The sequence below is a fragment of the Pseudomonas sp. MPR-R2A5 genome, assembly GCF_058793055.1.
This window is the reverse complement of sequence record NZ_JBXAFK010000030.1, coordinates 25,739-48,499: the sequence shown is the minus strand read 5'-3', so window position 1 is coordinate 48,499 and position 22,761 is coordinate 25,739. Positions and strand designations below refer to the sequence as shown.

Below are 22,761 nucleotides of genomic sequence, written 5' to 3'. Positions count from 1 at the left end.
CTGTAGGAGCGAGCTTGCTCGCGAAAAACGTCAACGATAACGCGTGTTTCCTGAATGAACGCGGCGCCTGTAAGTTCTTCGCGAGCAAGCTCGCTCCTACAAAAAAGCCTTAACTGAATGGCATTAGGGCAAGCCCCCTATGGCGGTAGACCAGGCGACACAAACAAAAACGGCCTCCACTGAGGGAGGCCGTTTTCGGTGCAACTAAGCGATGCTTACTTGCGATCTTCCAGCTTGGTGATGTCACGCGACTCGTAGCCGGTGTACAGCTGGCGCGGGCGGCCAATCTTGTACGGGCTGGAGAGCATTTCTTTCCAGTGGGAGATCCAGCCCACGGTCCGCGCCAGGGCGAAGATCACGGTGAACATGCTGGTTGGAATGCCGATCGCCTTGAGGATGATCCCCGAGTAGAAGTCGACGTTCGGGTACAGCGAGCGTTCGATGAAGTACGGGTCGGTCAGGGCGATCTCTTCCAGGCGCATGGCCAGTTCGAGTTGCGGATCGTTGTTGATGCCCAGTTCCTTCAGCACTTCGTCGCAGGTCTGCTTCATGACGGTGGCGCGTGGGTCGCGGTTCTTGTAGACCCGGTGACCGAAGCCCATCAACTTGAACGGATCGTTCTTGTCCTTGGCCTTGGCGATGAACTTGTCGATGTTCGAGACATCGCCGATTTCATCGAGCATGGTCAGTACGGCTTCGTTTGCACCGCCGTGGGCAGGGCCCCACAGTGCGGCGATACCGGCGGCAATACAGGCGAACGGGTTGGCACCCGAAGAGCCTGCCAGGCGCACGGTAGAGGTGGAGGCGTTCTGCTCGTGGTCGGCGTGGAGGATGAAGATCCGGTCCATTGCCTTGGCGAGTACCGGGCTGATCGGTTTGATCTCGCACGGGGTGTTGAACATCATGTGCAGGAAGTTTTCCGCGTACGTCAGGTCGTTGCGCGGGTACATCATGGGTTGCCCCATGGAGTACTTGTAAACCATTGCGGCCAGGGTCGGCATCTTGGCAACCAGGCGGATCGCGGAAATTTCGCGATGCTGCGGGTTATTGATGTCGAGGGAGTCGTGATAGAAGGCAGACAGGGCGCCAACCACACCGCACATGACGGCCATCGGGTGGGCGTCGCGGCGGAAGCCGTTGAAGAAGGTCTTCAACTGCTCGTGAACCATGGTGTGGTTCTTGACGGTGCTGACGAACTGGGCTTTTTGCTCGGCTGTTGGCAGTTCGCCATTTAGCAGCAGGTAGCAGGTTTCCAGGTAGTCCGATTTTTCAGCCAGTTGCTCGATCGGGTAGCCCCGGTGCAGCAAAATGCCATTATCGCCATCGATATAGGTGATCTTCGACTCGCAAGAGGCGGTCGACATGAAGCCTGGGTCGAAAGTGAAACGGCCCGTGGCCGTCAGGCCCCGTACGTCGATAACATCGGGACCAACGGTGCCGGTTAAAATGGGCAGCTCGACGGGGGCTGCGCCCTCGATGATCAACTGCGCTTTTTTGTCAGCCATGTGGCCTCCTATTTATGCTTCAAATCATCAGACAGACCCCCCACGCAGGGCCCGCACCACTATAGTGAGATAAATTCAGATGTCAATTTGCCTAAAGTCTTGCTCCAGAAGGCTTTAACCGTACTTTTTCCTCGAAATTGACTGCCATTTACGCCTTTTATCCCTCCAGCGCAATCCGCTATTAGGGTGAGGTGCGCGCGTTGTCATTAGTAACCTAACTGTCTATACTCGGCCACCGACCGCCAAGGGCTTTTGGGCTTGCTTTCATTGGGGGTCGCACTCCCTGGGTGGTGCTTACCTGACCAGTGCACTCCCCTACAACTTTGCCCTGATTGTTAGGGGCTCTTCAGTGTGAAAAAAAAGCCGTGAAGAATAGCCAACGACCTGTAAACCTTGACCTAAGGACCATCAAACTCCCCATCACCGGCGTTACGTCGTTCCTGCACCGTGTTTCCGGCATCATCCTGTTCCTGGGCCTGGGCATCATGCTTTATGCATTGAGCAAATCCCTGGGTTCCGAGGAAGGTTATGCCGAGGTGAAGGCATGCTTGACCAGCCCGCTGGCCAAGTTCGTAGCATGGGGCCTCCTGTCCGCTCTGCTTTATCACCTGGTAGCCGGCGTGCGCCACTTGATTATGGATATGGGCATCGGTGAGACGCTGGAAGGCGGCCGCCGCGGCTCGAAAATCGTCATCGCCATTTCCGTGGTGCTGATCGTTCTGGCAGGAGTTTGGATATGGTAACCAGCGTAACGAATCTGTCGCGTTCGGGCCTCTATGACTGGATGGCACAGCGTGTGTCTGCGGTCGTTCTCGCGGCTTATTTCATTTTCCTGATCGGATACCTCGTCGCAAACCCGGGCATTGGCTATGAGCAATGGCACGGGTTGTTTTCCCACAATGCGATGCGAATCTTCAGTCTGCTGGCCCTTGTAGCCCTGGGCGCTCACGCCTGGGTCGGCATGTGGACCATCGCGACCGACTACCTGACGCCGATGGCGCTGGGCAAGCCCGCGACCGCAGTACGGTTTCTCTTCCAGGCAGTATGCGGCGTCGCGATGTTCGCTTACTTCGTCTGGGGTGTGCAGATTCTTTGGGGTATCTGATCCATGGCTAACATTCCAACTATTTCCTTCGACGCCATCATTATTGGTGGTGGCGGTGCTGGCATGCGCGCAGCGCTGCAGCTGGCTCAGGGTGGTCACAAGACTGCCGTGATCACCAAGGTGTTCCCGACGCGTTCCCATACCGTATCGGCCCAGGGTGGCATCACCTGCGCCATCGCGTCTGCCGACCCGAACGATGACTGGCGCTGGCACATGTACGATACCGTCAAGGGTTCCGACTACATCGGTGACCAGGACGCTATCGAATACATGTGTCAGGAAGGCCCGGCCGCGGTGTTCGAGCTGGACCACATGGGCCTGCCGTTCTCCCGTACCGAGCAGGGCCGTATCTACCAGCGTCCATTCGGCGGCCAGTCGAAGGATTACGGTAAAGGCGGCCAGGCTGCCCGTACATGCGCCGCCTCCGACCGTACCGGTCACGCGTTGCTGCACACCCTTTATCAGGGCAACCTGAAAGCCGGCACCACGTTCCTGAACGAGTACTACGCGGTTGACCTGGTGAAAAACCAGGACGGCGCATTCGTCGGCGTGATCGCCATCTGCATCGAAACCGGTGAAACCACCTATATCCGCGCCAAGGCGACTGTTCTGGCGACCGGTGGTGCAGGTCGTATCTACGCTTCGACTACCAATGCCCTGATCAACACCGGTGACGGCGTCGGCATGGCACTGCGTGCCGGCGTGCCGGTACAGGACATCGAAATGTGGCAGTTCCACCCGACCGGTATTGCCGGCGCTGGTGTACTGGTTACCGAAGGTTGCCGTGGTGAAGGTGGCTACCTGATCAACAAGAACGGCGAGCGTTTCATGGAGCGCTATGCTCCGAACGCGAAAGACCTTGCCGGTCGTGACGTTGTAGCCCGTTCGATGGTCAAGGAAATCATTGCCGGTAACGGCTGTGGCCCGAATGGCGACCACGTGCTGCTCAAGCTCGATCACCTTGGCGAAGAAGTGCTGCACAGCCGCCTGCCCGGTATTTGCGAGCTGTCCAAGACCTTCGCGCACGTTGACCCGGTCGTTGCCCCGGTTCCGGTCGTTCCGACTTGCCACTATATGATGGGCGGTGTTCCGACCAACATTCATGGCCAGGCGATCACCCAGAACGCAGACGGTGTGGACGAGATCATCCATGGTCTGTTCGCCGTGGGCGAAGTGGCTTGCGTATCGGTTCACGGCGCCAACCGCCTGGGCGGCAACTCGCTGCTTGACCTGGTGGTATTCGGTCGTGCTGCTGGCCTGCACCTGGAAAAGGCGCTGACCGACGGCATCGAATACGATGACGCTACCGACGCCAACATCGAAGCGGCCCTGGCACGTCTGACCGCTCTGAACGAGCGTACTGATGGCGAGGACGTGGCTACCCTGCGTCGCGAGCTGCAAAGCTGCATGCAGAACTACTTCGGTGTATTCCGTACTGGCGAATACATGCAGAAGGGTATTGCCCAGCTGGCTGACCTGCGCAAGCGTATCGCCAACGTCAAGATCAACGATAAGAGCCAGGCGTTCAACACCGCTCGTATCGAAGCCCTTGAGCTGCAAAACCTGCTGGAAGTGGCCGAAGCGACTGCGATTGCCGCTGAGGTTCGTAAGGAATCCCGTGGTGCTCACGCTCGTGAAGACTATGAAGATCGCGACGACGAGAACTGGCTGTGCCACACCCTGTACTTCCCGGGTGAAAAGCGCGTTGCCAAGCGTGCCGTGAACTTCTCGCCGAAGACGGTTCCGACGTTTGAACCGAAGATTCGGACTTACTAAGGGTGGCTGCCATGTTGAAAGTCAGTGTTTATCGCTACAACCCTGATCAGGACGCTGCGCCGTTCATGCAGGAGTTCCAGGTCGATACCGGTGGTAAAGACCTGATGGTGCTGGATGTATTGGCCCTGATCAAAGAGCAGGACGAAGGTTTCTCCTATCGTCGCTCTTGCCGTGAAGGTGTGTGCGGGTCCGACGGCATGAACATCAACGGCAAGAACGGCCTGGCGTGCATCACGCCGCTGTCCGCCGTTGTTAAAGGCAACAAGCTGATCGTTCGTCCACTGCCAGGTTTGCCGGTTATCCGTGACCTGGTCGTCGATATGAGCATCTTCTACAAGCAATACGAGAAAGTTAAGCCATTCCTGCAGAACGACACGCCGGCTCCGGCCATCGAACGTCTGCAGTCCCCGGAAGAGCGTGAAAAGCTCGATGGCCTGTACGAGTGCATCCTGTGCGCTTGCTGCTCGACGTCGTGCCCATCCTTCTGGTGGAACCCGGACAAGTTCCTGGGCCCAGCCGCTCTGCTGCAAGCGTACCGCTTCCTGGCAGACAGCCGTGACACCAAGACTGCCGAGCGTCTGGCTTCACTGGATGACCCGTTCAGCGTATTCCGCTGCCGCGGGATCATGAACTGCGTCAACGTATGTCCCAAAGGCTTGAACCCGACTAAAGCCATTGGTCACATCCGTAACATGTTGCTGCAAAGCGGCGTGTAACTGACGTTGTAGCAAAGCAGGACCGTTGTGCCCGTAAATGCTGCGGCGCAGGCTTCAACCGGCGCCGTAGTTTTAACTTGAGCAGCGACTTACAAAGCCGCGGCTCTTATTTTGAAGAAATGAGACAAGCAGGGGCATTCGGGTTGGTACCCGAACTATCAGCGTGATCCTAAGTGGCTTGTTTTGGTCGCTGCACTTGGCCTTTTGCAAGCAAACTCGGTGTTTTCGCCGGTGGTGTCCCCAAATCGAGGGTGACCAAGCATGCAAGAAAGCGTGATGCAGCGCATGTGGAACAGCGGCTATCTTTCAGGTGGTAACGCTGCCTATGTGGAAGAGCTTTATGAGCTCTACCTGCACGACCCTAACGCTGTGCCAGAAGAATGGCGCACCAAATTTCAGACGTTGTCTTCAGACGGCAACGCTGCCACCGATGTATCGCACGCAACAATTCGCGATCAGTTCGTGCTGCTGGCAAAGAACCAGCGCCGCGCCCAGCCGGTTTCCGCCGCAAGCGTGAGCAGTGAGCACGAGAAGAAGCAAGTTGAAGTACTGCGACTGATCCAGGCCTACCGTATGCGTGGCCACCAGGCGGCCCAGCTCGACCCGCTGGGGCTCTGGAAGCGTCCTGCACCTGCAGACCTGTCGATCAATCATTACGGCTTGACCAATGCCGATCTTGATACGACCTTCCGTGCCGGCGACCTGTTCATCGGCAAAGAGGAAGCGAGCCTACGCGAAATTCACGAAGCGTTGCAGCAGACATATTGCCGCACCATCGGCGCTGAGTTTACGCACATCACCGATTCCGAACAGCGCCACTGGTTCCAGCACCGTCTCGAAGGCGTGCGTGGCCGTCCGGTGTTGTCCGCCGATGTGCGCAGCCACTTGCTTGAGCGTGTGACCGCAGCCGAAGGTCTCGAGAAATACCTGGGCACCAAATACCCGGGCACCAAGCGTTTCGGCCTGGAAGGCGGCGAGAGCCTGATTCCGATGCTCGATGAGCTGATCCAGCGTTCCGGTTCCTACGGCACCAAGGAAATCGTGATCGGCATGGCCCACCGTGGCCGCTTGAACGTGCTGGTCAACACCTTTGGCAAGAACCCGCGCGAGCTGTTCGACGAGTTCGAAGGCAAGAAGAAGGTCGAGCTGGGTTCCGGTGACGTTAAATACCACCAGGGCTTCTCGTCCAACGTGATGACCACCGGTGGTGAAGTTCACCTGGCCATGGCCTTCAACCCATCCCACCTGGAAATCGTTTCTCCAGTGGTCGAGGGTTCGGTCCGTGCTCGCCAGGATCGTCGTAACGATTCCACCGGTGAAAAGGTCCTGCCGATTTCCATCCACGGTGACGCGGCATTCGCCGGTCAAGGCGTGGTCCTGGAAACCTTCCAGATGTCGCAGACTCGCGGCTTCAAGACCGGCGGCACCGTTCACATCGTCATCAACAACCAGGTGGGCTTCACCATCAGCAACCCGTTGGACGCGCGTTCCACCGAGTACGCCACCGACGTTGCCAAGATGATCCAGGCGCCGATCCTCCATGTGAATGGTGATGATCCGGAAGCCGTGCTGTTCGTGACCCAACTGGCTGTCGACTACCGCATGCAGTTCAAGCGTGACGTGGTGATCGACCTGGTTTGCTACCGCCGTCGCGGTCACAACGAAGCCGATGAACCAAGCGGCACCCAGCCGTTGATGTACCAGCAGATCACCAAGCAGCGCACCACCCGTGAGCTGTATGCCGAAAGCCTGATCAAGGCCGGTATCGTTGATGATGCGCGTGTTCAGGCGAAGATCGATGAATACCGCAACGCGCTGGACAATGGTCTGCATGTAGTAAAAAGCCTGGTCAAAGAGCCGAACAAAGAGTTGTTCGTTGATTGGCGTCCGTACCTGGGTCACACCTGGACGGCGCGTCACGACACCTCGTTCGATCTGAAGACCCTGCAGGAACTGTCCGCCAAGCTGCTGGAAATCCCGGATGGCTTCGTGGTACAGCGCCAGGTTGCGAAGATCTACGAAGACCGTCAGAAGATGCAAGCCGGCGGCCTGCCGATCAACTGGGGTTATGCCGAAACCATGGCGTACGCGACCCTGGCGTTCGAAGGTCACCCGATCCGCATGACCGGCCAGGACATCGGCCGTGGTACGTTCTCGCACCGTCACGCGGTATTGCACAACCAGAAAGACGCGGGCACCTACATCCCGTTGCAGAACCTGTACGAAGGCCAGCCACGTTTCGACCTGTACGATTCGTTCCTGTCCGAAGAAGCCGTACTGGCGTTCGAATACGGTTACTCGACCACTACGCCTAACGCGCTGGTGATCTGGGAAGCCCAGTTCGGCGACTTCGCCAACGGCGCACAGGTGGTGATCGACCAGTTCATCACCAGCGGTGAGCACAAGTGGGGCCGTCTGTGCGGTCTGACCATGCTGCTGCCACACGGTTATGAAGGTCAGGGCCCGGAGCACTCCTCGGCCCGTCTGGAGCGTTACCTGCAGCTGTGCGCCGAGCACAACATCCAGGTGTGCGTGCCGACCACCCCGGCGCAGATCTACCACTTGCTGCGTCGCCAGGTGATCCGCCCGCTGCGCAAGCCGCTGGTAGTGCTGACCCCGAAATCGCTGCTGCGTCACAAATTGGCCATCTCGACCCTGGAAGATCTGGCGGATGGTTCGTTCCAGACCGTGATTCCAGAAATCGATACGCTGGACGCCGCCAAGGTCACTCGCCTGATCCTGTGCAGTGGCAAGGTCTACTACGATCTGCTGGAAAAACGCCGTGCCGAAGGCCGCGAAGACATCGCCATCGTGCGTATCGAGCAGCTTTACCCGTTCCCGGAAGATGACCTGATGGAGATCATCGCGCCTTACACCAACCTCACGAATGTCGTGTGGTGTCAGGAAGAACCGATGAACCAGGGCGCGTGGTACAGCAGCCAGCATCACCTGCGTCGCAGCATCGGTAACCACAACAAGGCCCTGGGCCTGGAGTATGCCGGTCGTGATGCTTCTGCTGCACCTGCTTGTGGTTATGCGTCGATGCACGCCGAGCAGCAGGAAAAACTGCTGCAAGATGCTTTCACTGTTTAACGCCTTCGCGCTGACTGAAACCGAATTTTAAGGACCCACAGATAATGGCTATCGAAATCAAAGCCCCGTCATTCCCGGAATCGGTTGCCGATGGCACCGTTGCCACCTGGCACAAGAAACCGGGCGAGGCCGTCAAGCGTGACGACCTGATCGTCGACATCGAGACTGACAAAGTCGTACTGGAAGTGTTGGCCGAAGCCGACGGCGTCCTGGGCGCAATCGTTGCCAACGAGGGCGACACCGTCCTGTCCAACCAGGTCCTGGGCTCGATCGAAGAGGGCAGTGCCGCCGCCGCTCCAGCCGCCGCTGCACCGGCTGTCGCTGCTTCGGCTCCAGCTGCCGCACCGGCTGCTGGTGGTGAAGACCCAATCGCTGCCCCGGCTGCGCGTCAGCTGGCGGAAGAAAACGGCATCAACCTGGCTTCCATCAAAGGCACTGGCAAAGACGGCCGTGTGACCAAGGAAGACGTGGTTGCTGCAGTTGAAGCCAAGAAAAACGCTCCGGCTGCCGCGCCTGCCAAGGCTGCTGCCCCAGCCGCCGCTGCGCCTGTGTTCGCTGCCGGCGACCGCACCGAGAAGCGCGTACCGATGACCCGCGTGCGTGCCACCGTGGCCAAGCGCCTGGTTGAAGCCCAGTCGAACATGGCGATGCTGACCACGTTCAACGAAGTCGACATGACCGAAGTCATGGCCCTGCGTTCGAAGTACAAGGACCTGTTCGAGAAGTCCCACAACGGCGTGCGCCTGGGCTTCATGTCGTTCTTCGTGAAAGCGGCCACCGAAGCGCTGAAGCGCTTCCCGGCAGTCAACGCTTCCATCGACGGCAGCGACATCGTCTACCACGGCTATGCAGACATCGGCGTTGCCGTGTCCAGCGACCGTGGCCTGGTGGTTCCGGTTCTGCGTAACGCCGAGCTGATGAGCCTGGCTGAAATCGAAGGCGGCATCGCCGGCTTCGGCAAGAAGGCCCGTGACGGCAAGCTGACCATCGACGAGATGACCGGTGGTACCTTCACCATCACCAACGGTGGTACCTTCGGTTCGATGATGTCGACACCGATCGTCAACCCGCCACAAGCCGCAATCCTGGGCATGCACAACATCATCCAGCGTCCGATGGCCATCAACGGCCAAGTCGTGATCCGCCCAATGATGTACCTGGCGCTGTCGTACGATCACCGCCTGATCGATGGTAAAGAAGCCGTGACTTTCCTGGTGACCATCAAGAACCTGCTGGAAGACCCGGCTCGTCTGCTGCTGGATATCTGATAGAAGCAGCTGCAGGCCTCGAGTGACAGGCTGCCGGAGAAGGCAGCCGGGCTTGGGGCTTGCGGCTTGAAAGCTTGCTGCTAAATAGAGGAACTATTTTCATGTCGCAGAAATTTGACGTTGTAGTGATTGGTGCAGGCCCTGGCGGCTATGTTGCCGCCATCAAGGCCGCACAATTGGGCCTCTCGACTGCTTGCATCGAAAAATACACCGACAAGGAAGGCAAACTGGCATTGGGCGGTACCTGCCTGAACGTTGGTTGCATTCCTTCCAAGGCGCTGCTGGACAGCTCCTGGAAATTCCACGAAGCGCAAAGCGGTTTTGCCATCCACGGCATCAACCACGCTGGCGTGACCATGGACGTACCCGCGATGGTCGGCCGTAAAGCCAACATCGTCAAAGGCCTGACCTCTGGCGTTGCGACCCTGTTCAAGGCCAACGGCGTCACTTCCCTGCAAGGCCACGGCAAACTGCTGGCCGGCAAGAAAGTTGAAATCACCAAGCCAGATGGTTCGGTAGAAATCATCGAAGCCGAGAACGTGATCCTGGCGCCAGGTTCGCGTCCAATCGACATTCCACCGGCACCTGTTGACCAGAAAGTCATCGTTGATTCGACTGGCGCCCTGGAATTCCAAGCCGTGCCTAAGCGCCTGGGCGTGATCGGCGCTGGCGTGATCGGCCTGGAGCTGGGTTCCGTCTGGTCCCGCCTGGGTTCCCAGGTCACCGTGCTCGAAGCCCTGGACACGTTCCTGCTGGCCGCCGACACCGCGGTGTCCAAGGAAGCGCTGAAAACCCTGACCAAGCAAGGTCTGGACATCAAGCTGGGCGCTCGCGTGACCGGCTCGAAGGTTAACGGCGAAGAAGTCGTTGTGACCTACACCGACAAGGATGGCGAACAGACCATCACGTTCGACAAGCTGATCGTCGCCGTGGGTCGCCGTCCAGTGACCACCGACCTGCTGGCTTCCGACAGCGGCGTGAACATCGACGAGCGTGGCTTCATCCACGTTGACGATCACTGCGCTACCACCGTTCCTGGCGTCTACGCCATTGGCGACGTGGTTCGCGGCATGATGCTCGCGCACAAGGCTTCCGAAGAAGGCATCATGGTTGTCGAGCGCATCAAGGGCCATAAAACCCAGATGAACTACGACCTGATCCCATCGGTTATCTACACCCACCCGGAAATTGCATGGGTCGGCAAGAACGAACAGCAGTTGAAAGCTGAAGGCGTTGAAGTTAACGTCGGCACCTTCCCGTTTGCCGCTTCTGGCCGTGCCATGGCAGCCAACGACACCGGTGGTTTTGTCAAAGTCATCGCTGATGCCAAGACTGACCGCGTATTGGGCGTCCACGTGATTGGCCCAGGCGCAGCAGAGCTGGTTCAGCAGGGCGCAATCGGTATGGAATTCGGCACCAGTGCCGAGGACATCGGCATGATGGTCTTCTCCCATCCGACCCTGTCCGAAGCGTTGCACGAAGCCGCGCTGGCAGTGAATGGCCATGCCATCCACATCGCCAACAAGAAGAAGCGCTGAACGAGATAATAAGAAACCACGGCGGTTGCCCGTCGTGAGCCTTGCGCGCAAGACTCACCGCGGAATATCCGCTGGACGCAGTCTTGCGCAGCTTGACCGGGCCCAAGTCCGGCAAGTTGCGTAAGCAGCAGTCACAGGTGGCGCGGCACTCATAATGAGCGCAGCGCCGAATGCGCAGTACCTAACGAAGACGGTAAAAAGCATGAATCTTCACGAGTATCAGGGTAAGCAGCTGTTCGCTGAATACGGCCTGCCAGTTTCCAAGGGCTACGCAGTAGACACCCCGGAAGCAGCAGCAGAAGCTTGCGACAAAATCGGCGGCACTGAATGGGTTGTCAAAGCCCAGGTCCACGCTGGTGGTCGCGGTAAAGCGGGCGGCGTTAAGCTGGTTCGCAGCAAAGAAGACGCCAAGGCCTTCGCACAGCAGTGGCTGGGCAAGCGTCTGGTGACTTACCAGACTGATGCCAATGGCCAGCCAGTCACCAAGATCCTGGTTGAATCGTGCACTGATATCGCTAAAGAGCTGTACCTGGGCGCTGTCGTTGACCGTTCGAGCCGTCGCATCGTGTTCATGGCTTCCACCGAAGGTGGCGTGGACATCGAGAAGATCGCTCACGAAACCCCAGAAAAAATTCTGAAAGCCACGATCGATCCACTGGTTGGCGCTCAGCCATTCCAGGGTCGCGAGCTGGCTTTCCAGCTGGGCCTGGAAGGCAAGCAAGTTGCCCAGTTCGCCAAGATCTTCGTAGGTCTGGCCAAACTGTTCCAGGATCACGATCTGGCCCTGCTGGAAGTGAACCCGCTGGTGATCAAGGCTGACGGCGATCTGCACTGCCTCGACGCCAAGATCAACATCGACGCCAACGCCATGTACCGTCAGCCTAAGCTGAAGACTTTCCACGATCCGTCGCAGGACGATCCGCGCGAAGCGCACGCTGCCAAGTTCGAACTGAACTACGTAGCCCTGGAAGGTAACATCGGTTGCATGGTCAACGGTGCCGGCCTGGCCATGGGTACCATGGACATCGTCAACCTGCATGGCGGCAAACCAGCCAACTTCCTCGACGTAGGCGGTGGTGCTACCAAAGAACGCGTAACCGAAGCCTTCAAGATCATCCTGTCCGACTCCAACGTCGCTGCAGTACTGGTCAACATCTTCGGCGGCATCGTTCGTTGCGACATGATTGCCGAAGGCATCATCGGTGCAGTGAAAGAAGTCGGCGTTAAAATCCCGGTTGTTGTTCGCCTTGAAGGCAACAACGCTGAACTGGGCGCTAAAGTACTGGCAGAAAGCGGTTTGAACATCATCGCGGCTACCAGCCTGACCGACGCTGCTCAACAAGTTGTCAAAGCTGCGGAGGGCAAATAATGAGCGTCCTGATCAATAAAGACACCAAAGTTATCTGCCAGGGTATTACCGGTTCGCAAGGTAGTTTCCACACCCAGCAAGCCATCGAATACGGCACCAAGATGGTTGGCGGCGTAACGCCGGGCAAAGGCGGCACCGAGCACCTGGGCCTGCCCGTGTTCAACACCGTGAAAGACGCTGTAGCTGCCACTGGCGCCACCGCCAGCGTGATCTACGTTCCAGCTCCTTTCTGCAAGGACTCGATCCTGGAAGCGGCATTCGGCGGCATCAAGCTGATCGTGTGCATCACCGAAGGCATTCCTACCCTGGACATGCTGGACGCTAAAGTTAAGTGCGACGAGCTGGGCGTAGTCCTGATCGGCCCTAACTGCCCAGGCGTGATCACTCCAGGCGAATGCAAGATCGGCATCATGCCAGGTCACATTCACTTGCCAGGTAAAGTCGGTATCGTTTCCCGTTCCGGCACCCTGACCTACGAAGCTGTGAAGCAGACCACTGACGCCGGTTTCGGTCAGTCGACTTGCGTCGGCATCGGCGGTGACCCGATTCCAGGTTCGAACTTCATCGACATCCTGAAATTGTTCCAGGAAGACCCGAAGACCGAAGCGATCGTGATGATCGGTGAGATCGGCGGTTCGGCTGAAGAAGAAGCGGCTGCCTACATCAAGGCACACGTGACCAAGCCGGTTGTTTCCTACATCGCTGGTGTGACTGCCCCTGCTGGCAAGCGCATGGGCCATGCTGGCGCAATCATCTCTGGCGGCAAAGGCACTGCAGACGAGAAATTCGCTGCACTGCAAGACGCAGGCGTTAAAACCGTGCGTTCGCTGGCAGACATCGGCAAGGCCCTGGCCGAGCTGACCGGTTGGGCTGTCAAGTAAGCCTCGCGCTTAACTGACGCTTTACCAGGCAAAGGCCACCTTCGGGTGGCCTTTGTGCGTTCTGAGTTTGTTCATTTGCCTGTATTGCCAAATTAGGTATGAAAACGCGACATGAAAGTGTCGCTTATCGGACAGTCCGCCCCGCAACAGTGCGTTCGTCAGGCTAATTCTGTACCCTAGCCGCCTCTTTATGCGCCGACATCCCAAAAGGAAGCCGCGCGCTAGACCCGTCGGTCCCCATAAGGGCCGGCCGTATTTCCCTCATCCATAGGGAATCCCTCTCTAAATTCCGATTCAGTAGTGTGGTATTTCCTCAAATGAAAGTGTTGAAAAGCCAGGATATCCTGGCGTTGGGCTTCATGACTTTTGCCCTGTTCGTGGGCGCTGGCAACATCATTTTCCCGCCTATCGTTGGTTTGCAGTCCGGGCCTCATGTCTGGATGGCGGCGTTGGGCTTCCTGATCACTGCGGTCGGCTTGCCGGTGGTCACCGTGATTGCCCTGGCCAAGGTCGGTGGCGGCATGGACGCATTGAGCAGCCCGATCGGCAAGATCGCCGGTGGCCTGCTCGCGGCAGCGGCGTACCTGGCGGTAGGGCCGCTGTTCGCCACTCCGCGTACCGCGACCGTGTCCTTTGAAGTGGGCCTGGCGCCGCTGACCGGCGAGAGCCCGCTGGCGTTGTTCCTCTACAGCTCGGTGTATTTCCTGGTGGTGTTCTTTGTCTCCCTGTACCCAGGCCGGCTCCTGGACACCGTGGGTCGCTTCCTGGCGCCGCTGAAGATCATCGCGCTGGCCATCCTCGGCATTGCCGCGTTTGCCCTGCCGGCCGGTGAGGTGGGTGTCGCCACCCCGGAATACGTTGCTGCACCGTTCTCTCAAGGCTTTATCAATGGTTACCTGACCATGGATACCCTGGGGGCGCTGGTGTTTGGCATTGTGATCGTCAATGCGATCCGTTCCCGTGGTGTTGAATCGCCCAAGTTGATCACCCGCTACGCGATCATTGCCGGGTTGATTGCGGGCGTAGGTTTGGCGCTGGTGTACATCAGTTTGTTCCGCCTCGGGGCGGGCAGCCATGAAGTCGCTGCTGGCGCAGCCAATGGTGCGGCTGTATTGCACGCCTATGTGCAACACACCTTCGGCTCCCTGGGCAGTGGTTTCCTGGCGGTGTTGATTTCGCTCGCGTGCCTGGTCACCGCCGTCGGCCTGACGTGCGCTTGCGCCGAGTACTTCAGCAAAATCCTGCCCCTGTCCTACAAGACCCTGGTAGTGATCCTGGCGCTGTTCTCGCTGTTCGTGTCGAACCTGGGGTTGACCAAGCTGATTGCGTTCTCGATCCCGGTACTCACCGCGATCTACCCGCCGTGCATCGTGCTGGTGGCCTTGAGCTTCTGCAAAGACTTCTGGCAGGAGCAGGGCCGTATCGTCGGGCCGGTGATGCTGGTGTCGTTTATCTTTGGCTGCATCGACGCGCTCAAGGGCGCCGGCCTGGCGGGCTGGATGCCTTCGCAGCTGGCGAACCTGCCGCTGAGCGAGCAAGGCCTGGCCTGGCTGGTGCCGTCGGTGATGACGCTGGGTGTGGCGGTCGTCATTGATCGCATGCTGGGTAAGCGCAGCGAAGCCATCGCGTAACACGCGGGTTTCATGCAATACAGAAATGCCCCGTATCAATCGATACGGGGCATTTTTTATGCTTTATGAAACTACACCTTCTAAAGTTGGAACTGGATCAGTGTGGGAGGGGGCAAGTCCATCCCACCTTTGAACCGCATTCCGCCATCATTCACCCTGTAATAGGACCCGCATGTCGTTCGTCGAAGCCAATCAGATCCACCTGCTTGCTGCCCTCTGGTTCATCCTGTGTTGGGGTGGCTACACCCGTTATGCCACCTGGAAAGCCCGAGACACCGCGTGCCTGGCCAGCGTGCTGCATTTGTATCGCGAGGACTGGATGCGCCGCATGCTGCTGCGTGACAACCGGATCGCCGACGCCAGCGTGATCGGCAATCTGGAGCGTAATGCCTCATTTTTCGCCTCCAGCACCTTGATCATCCTCGCCGGCATTCTCACGGTGCTGGGTGCTTCCGAGCGGGCGGTGTCATTGCTGGCGGACATCCCCATGGTGCAGCAGGCCTCCCAGGGTATGTCGGAGATCAAGCTGCTCTGCCTGGCGCTGGTCTTCGTCTATGCCTTCTTCACCTTCAGTTGGTGCATGCGCCAGTACAACTTTGCAGCGGTGCTGGTAGGTTCGGCGCCGATGATCGGCGAGCGGCATGTGTCCGAGCAGGAGCGAAAGGCATTTGCCTTGCGAGCGGCACGGGTTATCTCGATGGCAGCCAATCAGTTCAACTTCGGCCTGCGTTCTTATTACTTCGGCATGACCATGCTGGCGTGGTTTGTCAGCCCGTGGTTATTCATGTTGATGAGCGGCGGGGTGGTGCTGGTGCTGTATCGCCGAGAGTTTCATTCCGACGTACTGCAAGTGATGGTGTATACCCAGACGGATACGCCACCTCCGGAAGCGCTCAAAGAAGTGGCTTAGGCTGGATCAGCGTATTAATACGGAGAGTAAAGAACAGCAGACAAAGTAAAGCCCGCTATTTAAGCGGGCTTTCTTTTTGCAGCGAAGCTAATTCAAGCCGCGGTCTCAAGAACCGGTGGCAGGGGTAGCGGGTGCAGCTTCTTTCGCAGCGGCGGCGTTCGATTCAGCCTGAGCTTTGGCAGCATCGGCGTTTTCTTTCGCAGCGTCGTTCACTTTATCCTGAGCTTTGGCCATATCTTTCTGAGCTTGCTCAGAATGCGCGGCGGCATCTTGGGCTTTGTCTTCGGATTTTTTATCGCAGGCAGCGAGACCGAGGGCAGCGGCCAACATCATGGAAATAGCTAAAGTCTTGCGCATGGGGTGTTTCTCCTTATTGAAGATATCTACTGGCCTTTCGAACGTGGGGGGCCAGCATTAGTTCCTTTTATTGCGTAGATATATAAACCTCGCGCGCCAAGGAACTTTCGCCCGTGGCGCCCACTCCGCGGATCAACACTAATAAGAGTCTGGAACGAATGACCGAAAATCCACTGTTAGCGCGTGCCACACGCTTTGTATCGGCGTTGCGCCATTGTCAGGTCCTGGGTATTACCGTTCATCACGCAGATGGAGAGGGTATGACGCTGGTCCTGCCCTACGGGCCGCACATAGTCGGAGACCCCCTGAGCGGGGTGATCCATGGCGGCGCCTTGACCTCGTTGATGGACACTGCCTGCGGCATGGCCACCCTGTGTGTCTTGCCGGAATTCGAGGTGTGTCCGACCCTGGATCTGCGTGTGGACTACATGCATCCGGCCGAACCGCACAAGCCGGTGTACGGCTTCGCCCAGTGCTACCGGGTGACCAGCGACGTGATCTTTACTCGGGGCTTCGCCTATCAGGACGACCCCCAGCAGCCCATTGCCCATGTGGTGGGCACGTTCATGCGCATGGGTAAACGCCTCAAGGGCACGCAGGGATTGGGCAGCACTGTCCAGGGAGAGAAAGCATGACGCACCGGTTCAAAACCCGACTCGAACAAGCCCATCAGCGCGGTAACTACGCGGTGCTGCTCGACCTGATCCCCTACGCCAGGCTGATCGGCATCGAGTGCACCCGCCTGGGCGATGAATTGTTGTTCCGCATGCCGGCCAACCAGGACAACATTGGTAACCCCATATTGCCGGCACTGCACGGTGGCGTGATTGCCGGCTTTATGGAACTGTCGGCGGCGTTGCACCTGCTGGTGTTTACCGGTGCGCCGGGGCTGCCGAAGATTATCGATTTCTCCCTGGATTACCTGCGCGCCGGGCAGTTTCGCGACACCTATGCCAAATGCCAGGTATGGCGCCAGGGCCGTCGCGTGGCCAATGTGGCGATCACCGCCTGGCAAAGCACCCCAGCGGAACCGATTGCCACTGCGCGTGCGCATTTCAAGATTGAGGAAGTGGCCCGCCCTTGAAATCCTGGTCTTAGCCCCCAACTTTGATGACAACCCGCCGCCAACCCTCTAGGGCGCGGCCACTGCCATCCAATTGGAGTTTGATGACCATGAGTGTGGAAACTCAAAAGGAAACCCTGGGCTTCCAGACCGAGGTGAAGCAACTGCTGCACCTCATGATCCATTCGCTGTATTCCAACAAGGAAATCTTCCTTCGCGAATTGATCTCGAACGCCTCTGACGCTGTCGACAAATTACGTTTCGAAGCCCTGTCCAAGCCTGAGTTGCTGGAAGGCGGCGCGGAACTGAAAATCCGTGTGAGCTTCGACAAGGACGCCAAGACCGTCACCCTCGAAGACAACGGTATCGGCATGAGCCGCGAAGAAGCGATTACCCACCTGGGGACCATCGCCAAATCCGGTACCGCTGACTTCATGAAAAACCTCTCGGGCGACCAGAAGAAAGATTCGCACCTGATCGGCCAGTTCGGCGTGGGCTTCTACTCCGCCTTCATCGTCGCCGACAAGGTCGAAGTGTTCAGCCGTCGCGCCGGCCTTGACGCCAGCGAAGGCGTGCATTGGGCTTCGAAAGGCGAGGGCGAGTTTGAAATCGCCACGATCGACAAGGCTGACCGCGGTACCCGCATCGTGCTGCACCTCAAGCCCGGTGAAGACGAGTTCGCCGATGGCTGGCGCCTGCGCAACATTATCAAGAAGTACTCCGACCACATCGCTCTGCCGATCGAATTGCCGAAAGAGCAGGCTGCTGCCGAAGGCGAAGAAGCGCCAGCGGTTGAGTGGGAAACCGTCAACCGCGCCAGCGCGCTGTGGACCCGTCCGCGTACCGAGATCAAGGACGAGGAATACCAGGAGTTCTACAAGCACATCGGTCACGACTACGAAAACCCGCTGAGCTGGAGCCACAACAAGGTTGAAGGCAAGCTGGAATACAGCTCGCTGCTGTACGTGCCGGCCCGTGCGCCGTTCGACCTGTACCAGCGTGAAGCGCCGAAGGGCCTGAAGCTCTACGTGCAGCGGGTGTTCGTGATGGACCAGGCAGAGTCGTTCCTGCCGCTGTACCTGCGCTTTATCAAGGGCGTGGTCGACTCCAATGACCTGTCGTTGAACGTGTCGCGGGAAATCCTGCAGAAAGATCCGATTATCGACTCCATGAAGTCGGCGCTGACCAAGCGCGTGCTCGACATGCTGGAAAAACTGGCGAAGAACGAGCCTGAGCAATACAAGGGCTTCTGGAAAAACTTCGGCCAGGTCATGAAAGAAGGCCCGGCAGAAGACTTCGCTAACAAGGAAAAAATCGCCGGCCTGCTGCGCTTCGCATCCACCCAGGGTGACGACGGCGAGCAAGTGGTGTCCCTGGCCGAGTACCTGGCGCGCGCCAAGGAAGGCCAGGACAAGATCTACTACCTGACCGGCGAAACCTACGCTCAGGTCAAGAACAGCCCGCACCTGGAAGTCTTCCGCAAGAAAGGCATCGAAGTGCTGCTGCTGACCGACCGCATCGATGAGTGGCTGATGAGCTACCTCAACGAATTCGACGGCAAATCTTTCGTCGATGTGGCGCGTGGCGACCTGGACCTGGGTAACCTGGACTCTGAAGAAGAGAAGAAAGAAGCCGAAGAAGTCGCCAAGGCCAAAGAAGGCCTGGTTGAGCGGATCAAGGCGTCCTTGGGGGATGCGGTCAGTGAAGTGCGGGTCTCCCACCGTCTGACCGACTCCCCGGCGATCCTGGCTATTGGTGAGCAGGACCTGGGCATGCAGATGCGCCAGATCCTCGAGGCCAGCGGCCAGAAGGTGTCGGATTCCAAGCCGATCTTCGAATTCAACCCGGCTCACCCGCTGATCGAGAAACTCGACGGCGAGCAGAGCGAAGAGCGGTTTGGCGACCTGTCGCACATCCTCTTCGACCAGGCGGCCCTGGCCGCTGGCGACAGCCTGAAAGACCCGGCCGCCTATGTGCGCCGACTGAACAAGCTGTTGGTTGAACTGTCGGTTTAACACCGTTGTAGAAAAACCCGCTTCGGCGGGTTTTTTCGTTTGGAGGCGCGAGCAAGCTCGTTCCTACAGCCCATTTCCGTTCTAGTGATCTTCAACTGGAGAAAATGATGAGCCAAGTCACCGTGCGTTCCGTGGTCTATCAGATTGATGGCCAGTCTTATGAAAGCCGCCTGGCGTTTGATGCCAGCCACAAAGGTCCGTTGCCAGGCCTGCTGATGGCGCCGAACTGGATGGGTGTGAGTGCGGGTGCCGAGGAGATCGCCAAGCGCGTTGCCGCCAAGGGCTACGTGGTGCTGATCGCCGACCTGTATGGGCAAAAGGTTCGCCCATCGAATGGTGATGAAGCCGGCGCGGCGATGATGCCATTGAAAAACGACCGCCCGTTGCTGAATAAGCGTATGCAGGCAGCCTTGGAGCAGTTGCAGGGCCAGGCCGAAGCCGCCGTGGATACCTCGAAGCTGGCGACCTTCGGTTTCTGCTTTGGTGGTTGCTGCTCGTTGGAACTGGCGCGTACCGGTGCGCCGTTGAAGGCTGCCGTGTCGTTCCACGGCACCCTCGATACGCCGAACCCGGCGGATGCCAAGAACATCAAGGGCTCGGTGCTGGTGTTGCATGGCGCTAGCGACCCGTTGGTGCCCAAGGAGCAGTTGCCGGCCTTCGAAGATGAAATGAACGCGGCCGGTGTGGATTGGCAACTGCTGAGCTATGGCGGCGCGGTGCATTCGTTCACCGATCCGCACGCCAATGTGCCGGGCATGATGATGTACGACGCGAAGACCGCTGCGCGGGCTTTCCAGTCGATGCACAACTTGCTGGATGAAGTGTTCAAGGGCTAAATCTTCAGCGTCTGTTCCGGCCTGATCGGGGGCACGCGCCTTCCCACACTTGATTGGATTCACACGGTCAAAATGTGGGAGGGGCGGTGCGACGATTCGACTTGCCCCCGATAGCTATCTCACAGGCAACTCAATTCTTTCTGACTCCCCCGGCACCGTCGGCCAATCCCCTGCGGCCCAGCGCTGCCTGGCCTGCTCAATCCTGGCCGGGTCACTCGCGACAAAATTCCAGTTGATCCTTCGCGGCCCATCCAGCGGCGCACCGCCAAACACCACCAAGTGGCAGTCGCTTTCGACAGACAGCGTCATTTCCTGGCCGGCTGGCAATACCACCAGGCTGTGCACCTCAAGTGGCTCACCGTCCAACTGAGCTTCACCCTCCAGTACGTACACCGCGCGTTCCTCGTGTTCATCCGGGATCAGCAAGGTAGTGGCCGGCTGCATCTGCACCTCGGCATACAACGTGGGCGATAGCACCGGTACCGGCGATGTGAGGCAGAAGCCACTGCCGGCGATCAAGCGGATCTGTACGCCCAGATTGTCACTCACTGGCAGGCTTGCCGCGGGGTGATGGCTGTAATGGCCAGGTCCGCTCTCATGATCCTTGGGCGAGGCCAGCCACACTTGCAGGCCGTGCAGGTTGGATCCCTTGGTCTTGAGCGGCTCCGGCGTGCGTTCGATGTGGGCAATCGCGCTGCCGGCGGTCATCCAGCTGACATCGCCAGCTTGCACCACCTGGTCCGACCCTAGGCTGTCCTTATGCTGCAATGCGCCGTCGAACAGGTAGGTGAGGGTGGACAGCCCGATATGCGGGTGCTGGCGGACATTCATGCCGCTGCCCGGTGCATAGTGGGTGGGCAGCATATGGTCGAAGAACACAAAGGGCCCGACACTGCGGCATTCGCGCGACGGCAGCGGGCGCAGGATGGGTTGGCCTTCGACATCTTCGGCGCGAGGGCGGATCACGGTGAGGGTGGTCATGGTGCGTCCCAGTCTGAGCGGGTTAGATGATGCAGAGCATAACCCGCTCGACGGGAGGTTGCTGCTATTGGCTGAAGGCGCCTTCGGACAATTGAGTCTCAATGGTGACTTCGGCGGTAGTCATCAGCTTGTGTACCGGGCAACGGTCGGCAACACGGTGCAATTCGTTGCGCTGCTCGTCGGTGAGCACGCCCTTGAGGGTCAGCTTGACGTTGAGCTTGTACTTGCCCTTTTGCTCCTCGGTCGCATCGTGGGTGACTTCCACGGTGACGCCCGTCAGCGGGATGTCCTTTTTCTGTGCATAGAGCTTGACGGTCAAGGCCTTGCAGGACGCCAGTGCGGCATCGAAATAATCGTGGGGAGAGGGCGCTGAATCGTCGCCCCCAAGGCTTTTGGGCAGGTCGGTGAACAGCTCATGGTTATTGATATTGACGCTGTGACGAAAGTTATCGTGGTTCAGCGTGTTGACGGTAACAGGCATGGCAAACCTCACTAAGGGGGCAGGATGAAGGTCTTGCAGTTATAGAGCATGCTGGCACTTAGGTGTTCCGTGTTTTTCATGATGAACCCGGATGTATCACCCAAGGTCTACCCGTATCAGCCCCTATCGAGGTGTTACCGTGCCCTGGACCCGCCTGAGTCTAGCCCTGTTGCTCGCTGCCAGCAGCCTTGCCGTACAGGCTCGCGATTATGCCTACAGCGATGCGCACCTGCATTACGTGGACTTCTTCCAGGAAACGGCGGGCATGGACAAGCTGCTCAAGGCGATGGCGGATAATCGCATTGAGCATGTGATGATTTCCGGCATCCCTGTGGCGAAGAAATGGCACGAAGACGAACCCAAGCGCCCGCGCTACTACGCCGGCGATGACGCGGATGCCTACTGGTACAGCGCCACCGATGTCATCGTCGCGGCAGCGATCAATGCACTGACGCCGGAGCAACGCTCGCGCTTTCATCCGTTTCTTTCCGGCTTCAACCCCAACGACAAGAATTCCGCCGCCCATATCCAGCGCATGCTCGACCTCAACCCGGGGCTGTGGCAAGGCATTGGCGAAGTGTTTACCCGGCATGATGACCTGACCGCGCTGACTTCCGGTGATACACCGCGGGCCAATAACGAAGCCATGACGCGCATCTATCACCTGGCCGCCGAAAATGACCTGCCGGTGATGTTGCATTCCAACATCACCTCCAAGCGCGAGCGCAACCCGCTGTACCTCGCTGAAGTCGAACAACCGCTGCGTAATCATCCGCACACTCGGTTTATCTGGGCCCATGCCGGCACCAGCAAGGAAATCCATCGCCATCAGGTGCAGATGGATTTTTTGCTGCCCACGCTGAGCCGCCTGCTGGAGGCGTACCCCAATCTGTATATCGACCTGTCCTGGAGCATGCTCACGCCGTATTTGCTCGATGAGGCGGGTAAGCCCCGGCCGGAATGGGTTGCGCTGGTAGAGCGCTTCCCGGAGCGCTTTATGCTGGGGTCGGATGTGGTAGGGCGTTTCAACAAGCTGGGTAAGGAAATGCGGGGCTTTGATCCCTTCCTGAATGCGTTGCCTGAGGAGGTTGCGCACAAGGTGGCGCGGGATAACTTTCTGGCCATCCTGCCCAAGCCCCGTCGCGGCGGTTAGATTGAGGCGGGCGTGCTCGCGATGCAGTCGACACCGTCTGAGATTTCATCAGCCAAAAAAAAGCCCCGAACCAGTCGGGGCTT

At 58.5% G+C, this 22,761-nt stretch carries 20 protein-coding genes; 16 read left to right on the top strand and 4 right to left on the bottom strand.

From position 1 onward, the window contains the following. Positions 1–215: 215 nt before the first annotated feature. A complete protein-coding gene (gene gltA, locus AC1Q6I_RS20860; RefSeq protein WP_003222994.1) occupies positions 216–1,505 on the bottom strand; it encodes a citrate synthase in 1,290 nt (429 codons plus the stop codon). Positions 1,506–1,837: 332 nt separating this feature from the next. On the opposite strand from gltA, the gene sdhC reads away from it, so the two are divergent. The 11 genes from sdhC (at position 1,838) to AC1Q6I_RS20805 (ending at position 15,792) form a co-directional block, all read left to right on the top strand. Beyond that, positions 1,838–2,248 (top strand): succinate dehydrogenase, cytochrome b556 subunit, encoded by a 411-nt coding sequence (sdhC, locus tag AC1Q6I_RS20855; RefSeq protein WP_172831341.1) that lies wholly within the window; start codon positions 1,838–1,840, stop codon positions 2,246–2,248. Continuing rightward, complete coding sequence (gene sdhD, locus AC1Q6I_RS20850; protein ID WP_024074300.1) at positions 2,242–2,610, top strand: succinate dehydrogenase, hydrophobic membrane anchor protein; 369 nt, start codon at positions 2,242–2,244, stop codon at positions 2,608–2,610. The genes sdhC and sdhD overlap by 7 nt, the downstream gene beginning before the upstream one ends. Before the next feature lie 3 nt (positions 2,611–2,613). Next, positions 2,614–4,386, top strand: a complete 1,773-nt coding sequence (gene sdhA, locus AC1Q6I_RS20845) for a succinate dehydrogenase flavoprotein subunit (RefSeq protein WP_024074301.1) — start codon at positions 2,614–2,616, stop codon at positions 4,384–4,386. A gap of 11 nt (positions 4,387–4,397) precedes the next feature. Continuing rightward, a complete protein-coding gene (locus AC1Q6I_RS20840) occupies positions 4,398–5,102 on the top strand; it encodes a succinate dehydrogenase iron-sulfur subunit (protein ID WP_024074302.1) in 705 nt (234 codons plus the stop codon). 261 nt (positions 5,103–5,363) lie between these two features. Further along, the gene (locus AC1Q6I_RS20835; RefSeq protein WP_024074303.1) at positions 5,364–8,195 is read left to right on the top strand and encodes a 2-oxoglutarate dehydrogenase E1 component; all 2,832 of its coding nucleotides are present in this window, start codon (positions 5,364–5,366) and stop codon (positions 8,193–8,195) included. Between the two features lie 44 nt (positions 8,196–8,239). Continuing rightward, complete coding sequence (odhB, locus tag AC1Q6I_RS20830; RefSeq protein WP_024074304.1) at positions 8,240–9,463, top strand: 2-oxoglutarate dehydrogenase complex dihydrolipoyllysine-residue succinyltransferase; 1,224 nt, start codon at positions 8,240–8,242, stop codon at positions 9,461–9,463. 101 nt (positions 9,464–9,564) lie between these two features. Further along, complete coding sequence (lpdA, locus tag AC1Q6I_RS20825; RefSeq protein ID WP_024074305.1) at positions 9,565–11,001, top strand: dihydrolipoyl dehydrogenase; 1,437 nt, start codon at positions 9,565–9,567, stop codon at positions 10,999–11,001. A 202-nt stretch (positions 11,002–11,203) separates the two neighbouring features. Next, on the top strand, positions 11,204–12,370 hold the full coding sequence (gene sucC, locus AC1Q6I_RS20820) for an ADP-forming succinate--CoA ligase subunit beta (protein ID WP_003233235.1): 1,167 nt from the start codon (positions 11,204–11,206) through the stop codon (positions 12,368–12,370). Beyond that, the gene (gene sucD / locus AC1Q6I_RS20815; protein ID WP_003172813.1) at positions 12,370–13,251 is read left to right on the top strand and encodes a succinate--CoA ligase subunit alpha; all 882 of its coding nucleotides are present in this window, start codon (positions 12,370–12,372) and stop codon (positions 13,249–13,251) included. Before sucC ends, sucD begins: the two co-directional genes overlap by 1 nt. A 317-nt stretch (positions 13,252–13,568) precedes the next feature. After that, on the top strand, positions 13,569–14,882 hold the full coding sequence (gene brnQ / locus AC1Q6I_RS20810; RefSeq protein ID WP_024074306.1) for a branched-chain amino acid transport system II carrier protein: 1,314 nt from the start codon (positions 13,569–13,571) through the stop codon (positions 14,880–14,882). Between the two features lie 172 nt (positions 14,883–15,054). Next, positions 15,055–15,792 (top strand): DUF599 domain-containing protein, encoded by a 738-nt coding sequence (locus AC1Q6I_RS20805; protein ID WP_024074307.1) that lies wholly within the window; start codon positions 15,055–15,057, stop codon positions 15,790–15,792. 105 nt (positions 15,793–15,897) lie between these two features. Here AC1Q6I_RS20805 and AC1Q6I_RS20800 read toward each other — a convergent pair whose 3' ends face one another. Further along, positions 15,898–16,149, bottom strand: a complete 252-nt coding sequence (locus AC1Q6I_RS20800; RefSeq protein ID WP_012723095.1) for a hypothetical protein — start codon at positions 16,147–16,149, stop codon at positions 15,898–15,900. 158 nt (positions 16,150–16,307) lie between these two features. On the opposite strand from AC1Q6I_RS20800, the gene AC1Q6I_RS20795 reads away from it, so the two are divergent. The 4 genes from AC1Q6I_RS20795 to AC1Q6I_RS20780 all read left to right on the top strand — a co-directional run bounded on the left by AC1Q6I_RS20795 (position 16,308) and on the right by AC1Q6I_RS20780 (position 20,063). After that, positions 16,308–16,784 (top strand): PaaI family thioesterase, encoded by a 477-nt coding sequence (locus AC1Q6I_RS20795; RefSeq protein WP_024074308.1) that lies wholly within the window; start codon positions 16,308–16,310, stop codon positions 16,782–16,784. Beyond that, complete coding sequence (locus AC1Q6I_RS20790) at positions 16,781–17,233, top strand: PaaI family thioesterase (protein WP_024074309.1); 453 nt, start codon at positions 16,781–16,783, stop codon at positions 17,231–17,233. The genes AC1Q6I_RS20795 and AC1Q6I_RS20790 overlap by 4 nt, the downstream gene beginning before the upstream one ends. Before the next feature lie 89 nt (positions 17,234–17,322). Next, a complete protein-coding gene (gene htpG / locus AC1Q6I_RS20785; protein WP_102624115.1) occupies positions 17,323–19,227 on the top strand; it encodes a molecular chaperone HtpG in 1,905 nt (634 codons plus the stop codon). Between the two features lie 107 nt (positions 19,228–19,334). Further along, complete coding sequence (locus tag AC1Q6I_RS20780) at positions 19,335–20,063, top strand: dienelactone hydrolase family protein (RefSeq protein WP_024074311.1); 729 nt, start codon at positions 19,335–19,337, stop codon at positions 20,061–20,063. Positions 20,064–20,177: 114 nt separating this feature from the next. Here the strand turns inward: AC1Q6I_RS20780 and AC1Q6I_RS20775 are convergent, their stop codons facing one another. Beyond that, positions 20,178–21,044, bottom strand: a complete 867-nt coding sequence (locus AC1Q6I_RS20775; RefSeq protein WP_024074312.1) for a pirin family protein — start codon at positions 21,042–21,044, stop codon at positions 20,178–20,180. A 64-nt stretch (positions 21,045–21,108) separates the two neighbouring features. Beyond that, positions 21,109–21,525 carry an OsmC family protein gene (locus AC1Q6I_RS20770; protein ID WP_024074313.1) on the bottom strand — a complete coding sequence of 139 codons (417 nt, stop codon included), beginning with the start codon at positions 21,523–21,525 and terminating at the stop codon, positions 21,109–21,111. Positions 21,526–21,664: 139 nt separating this feature from the next. Here AC1Q6I_RS20770 and AC1Q6I_RS20765 point away from each other — a divergent pair, with 139 nt between their 5' ends. Then, positions 21,665–22,678, top strand: a complete 1,014-nt coding sequence (locus AC1Q6I_RS20765) for an amidohydrolase family protein (protein ID WP_024074314.1) — start codon at positions 21,665–21,667, stop codon at positions 22,676–22,678. Positions 22,679–22,761: the final 83 nt, after the last annotated feature.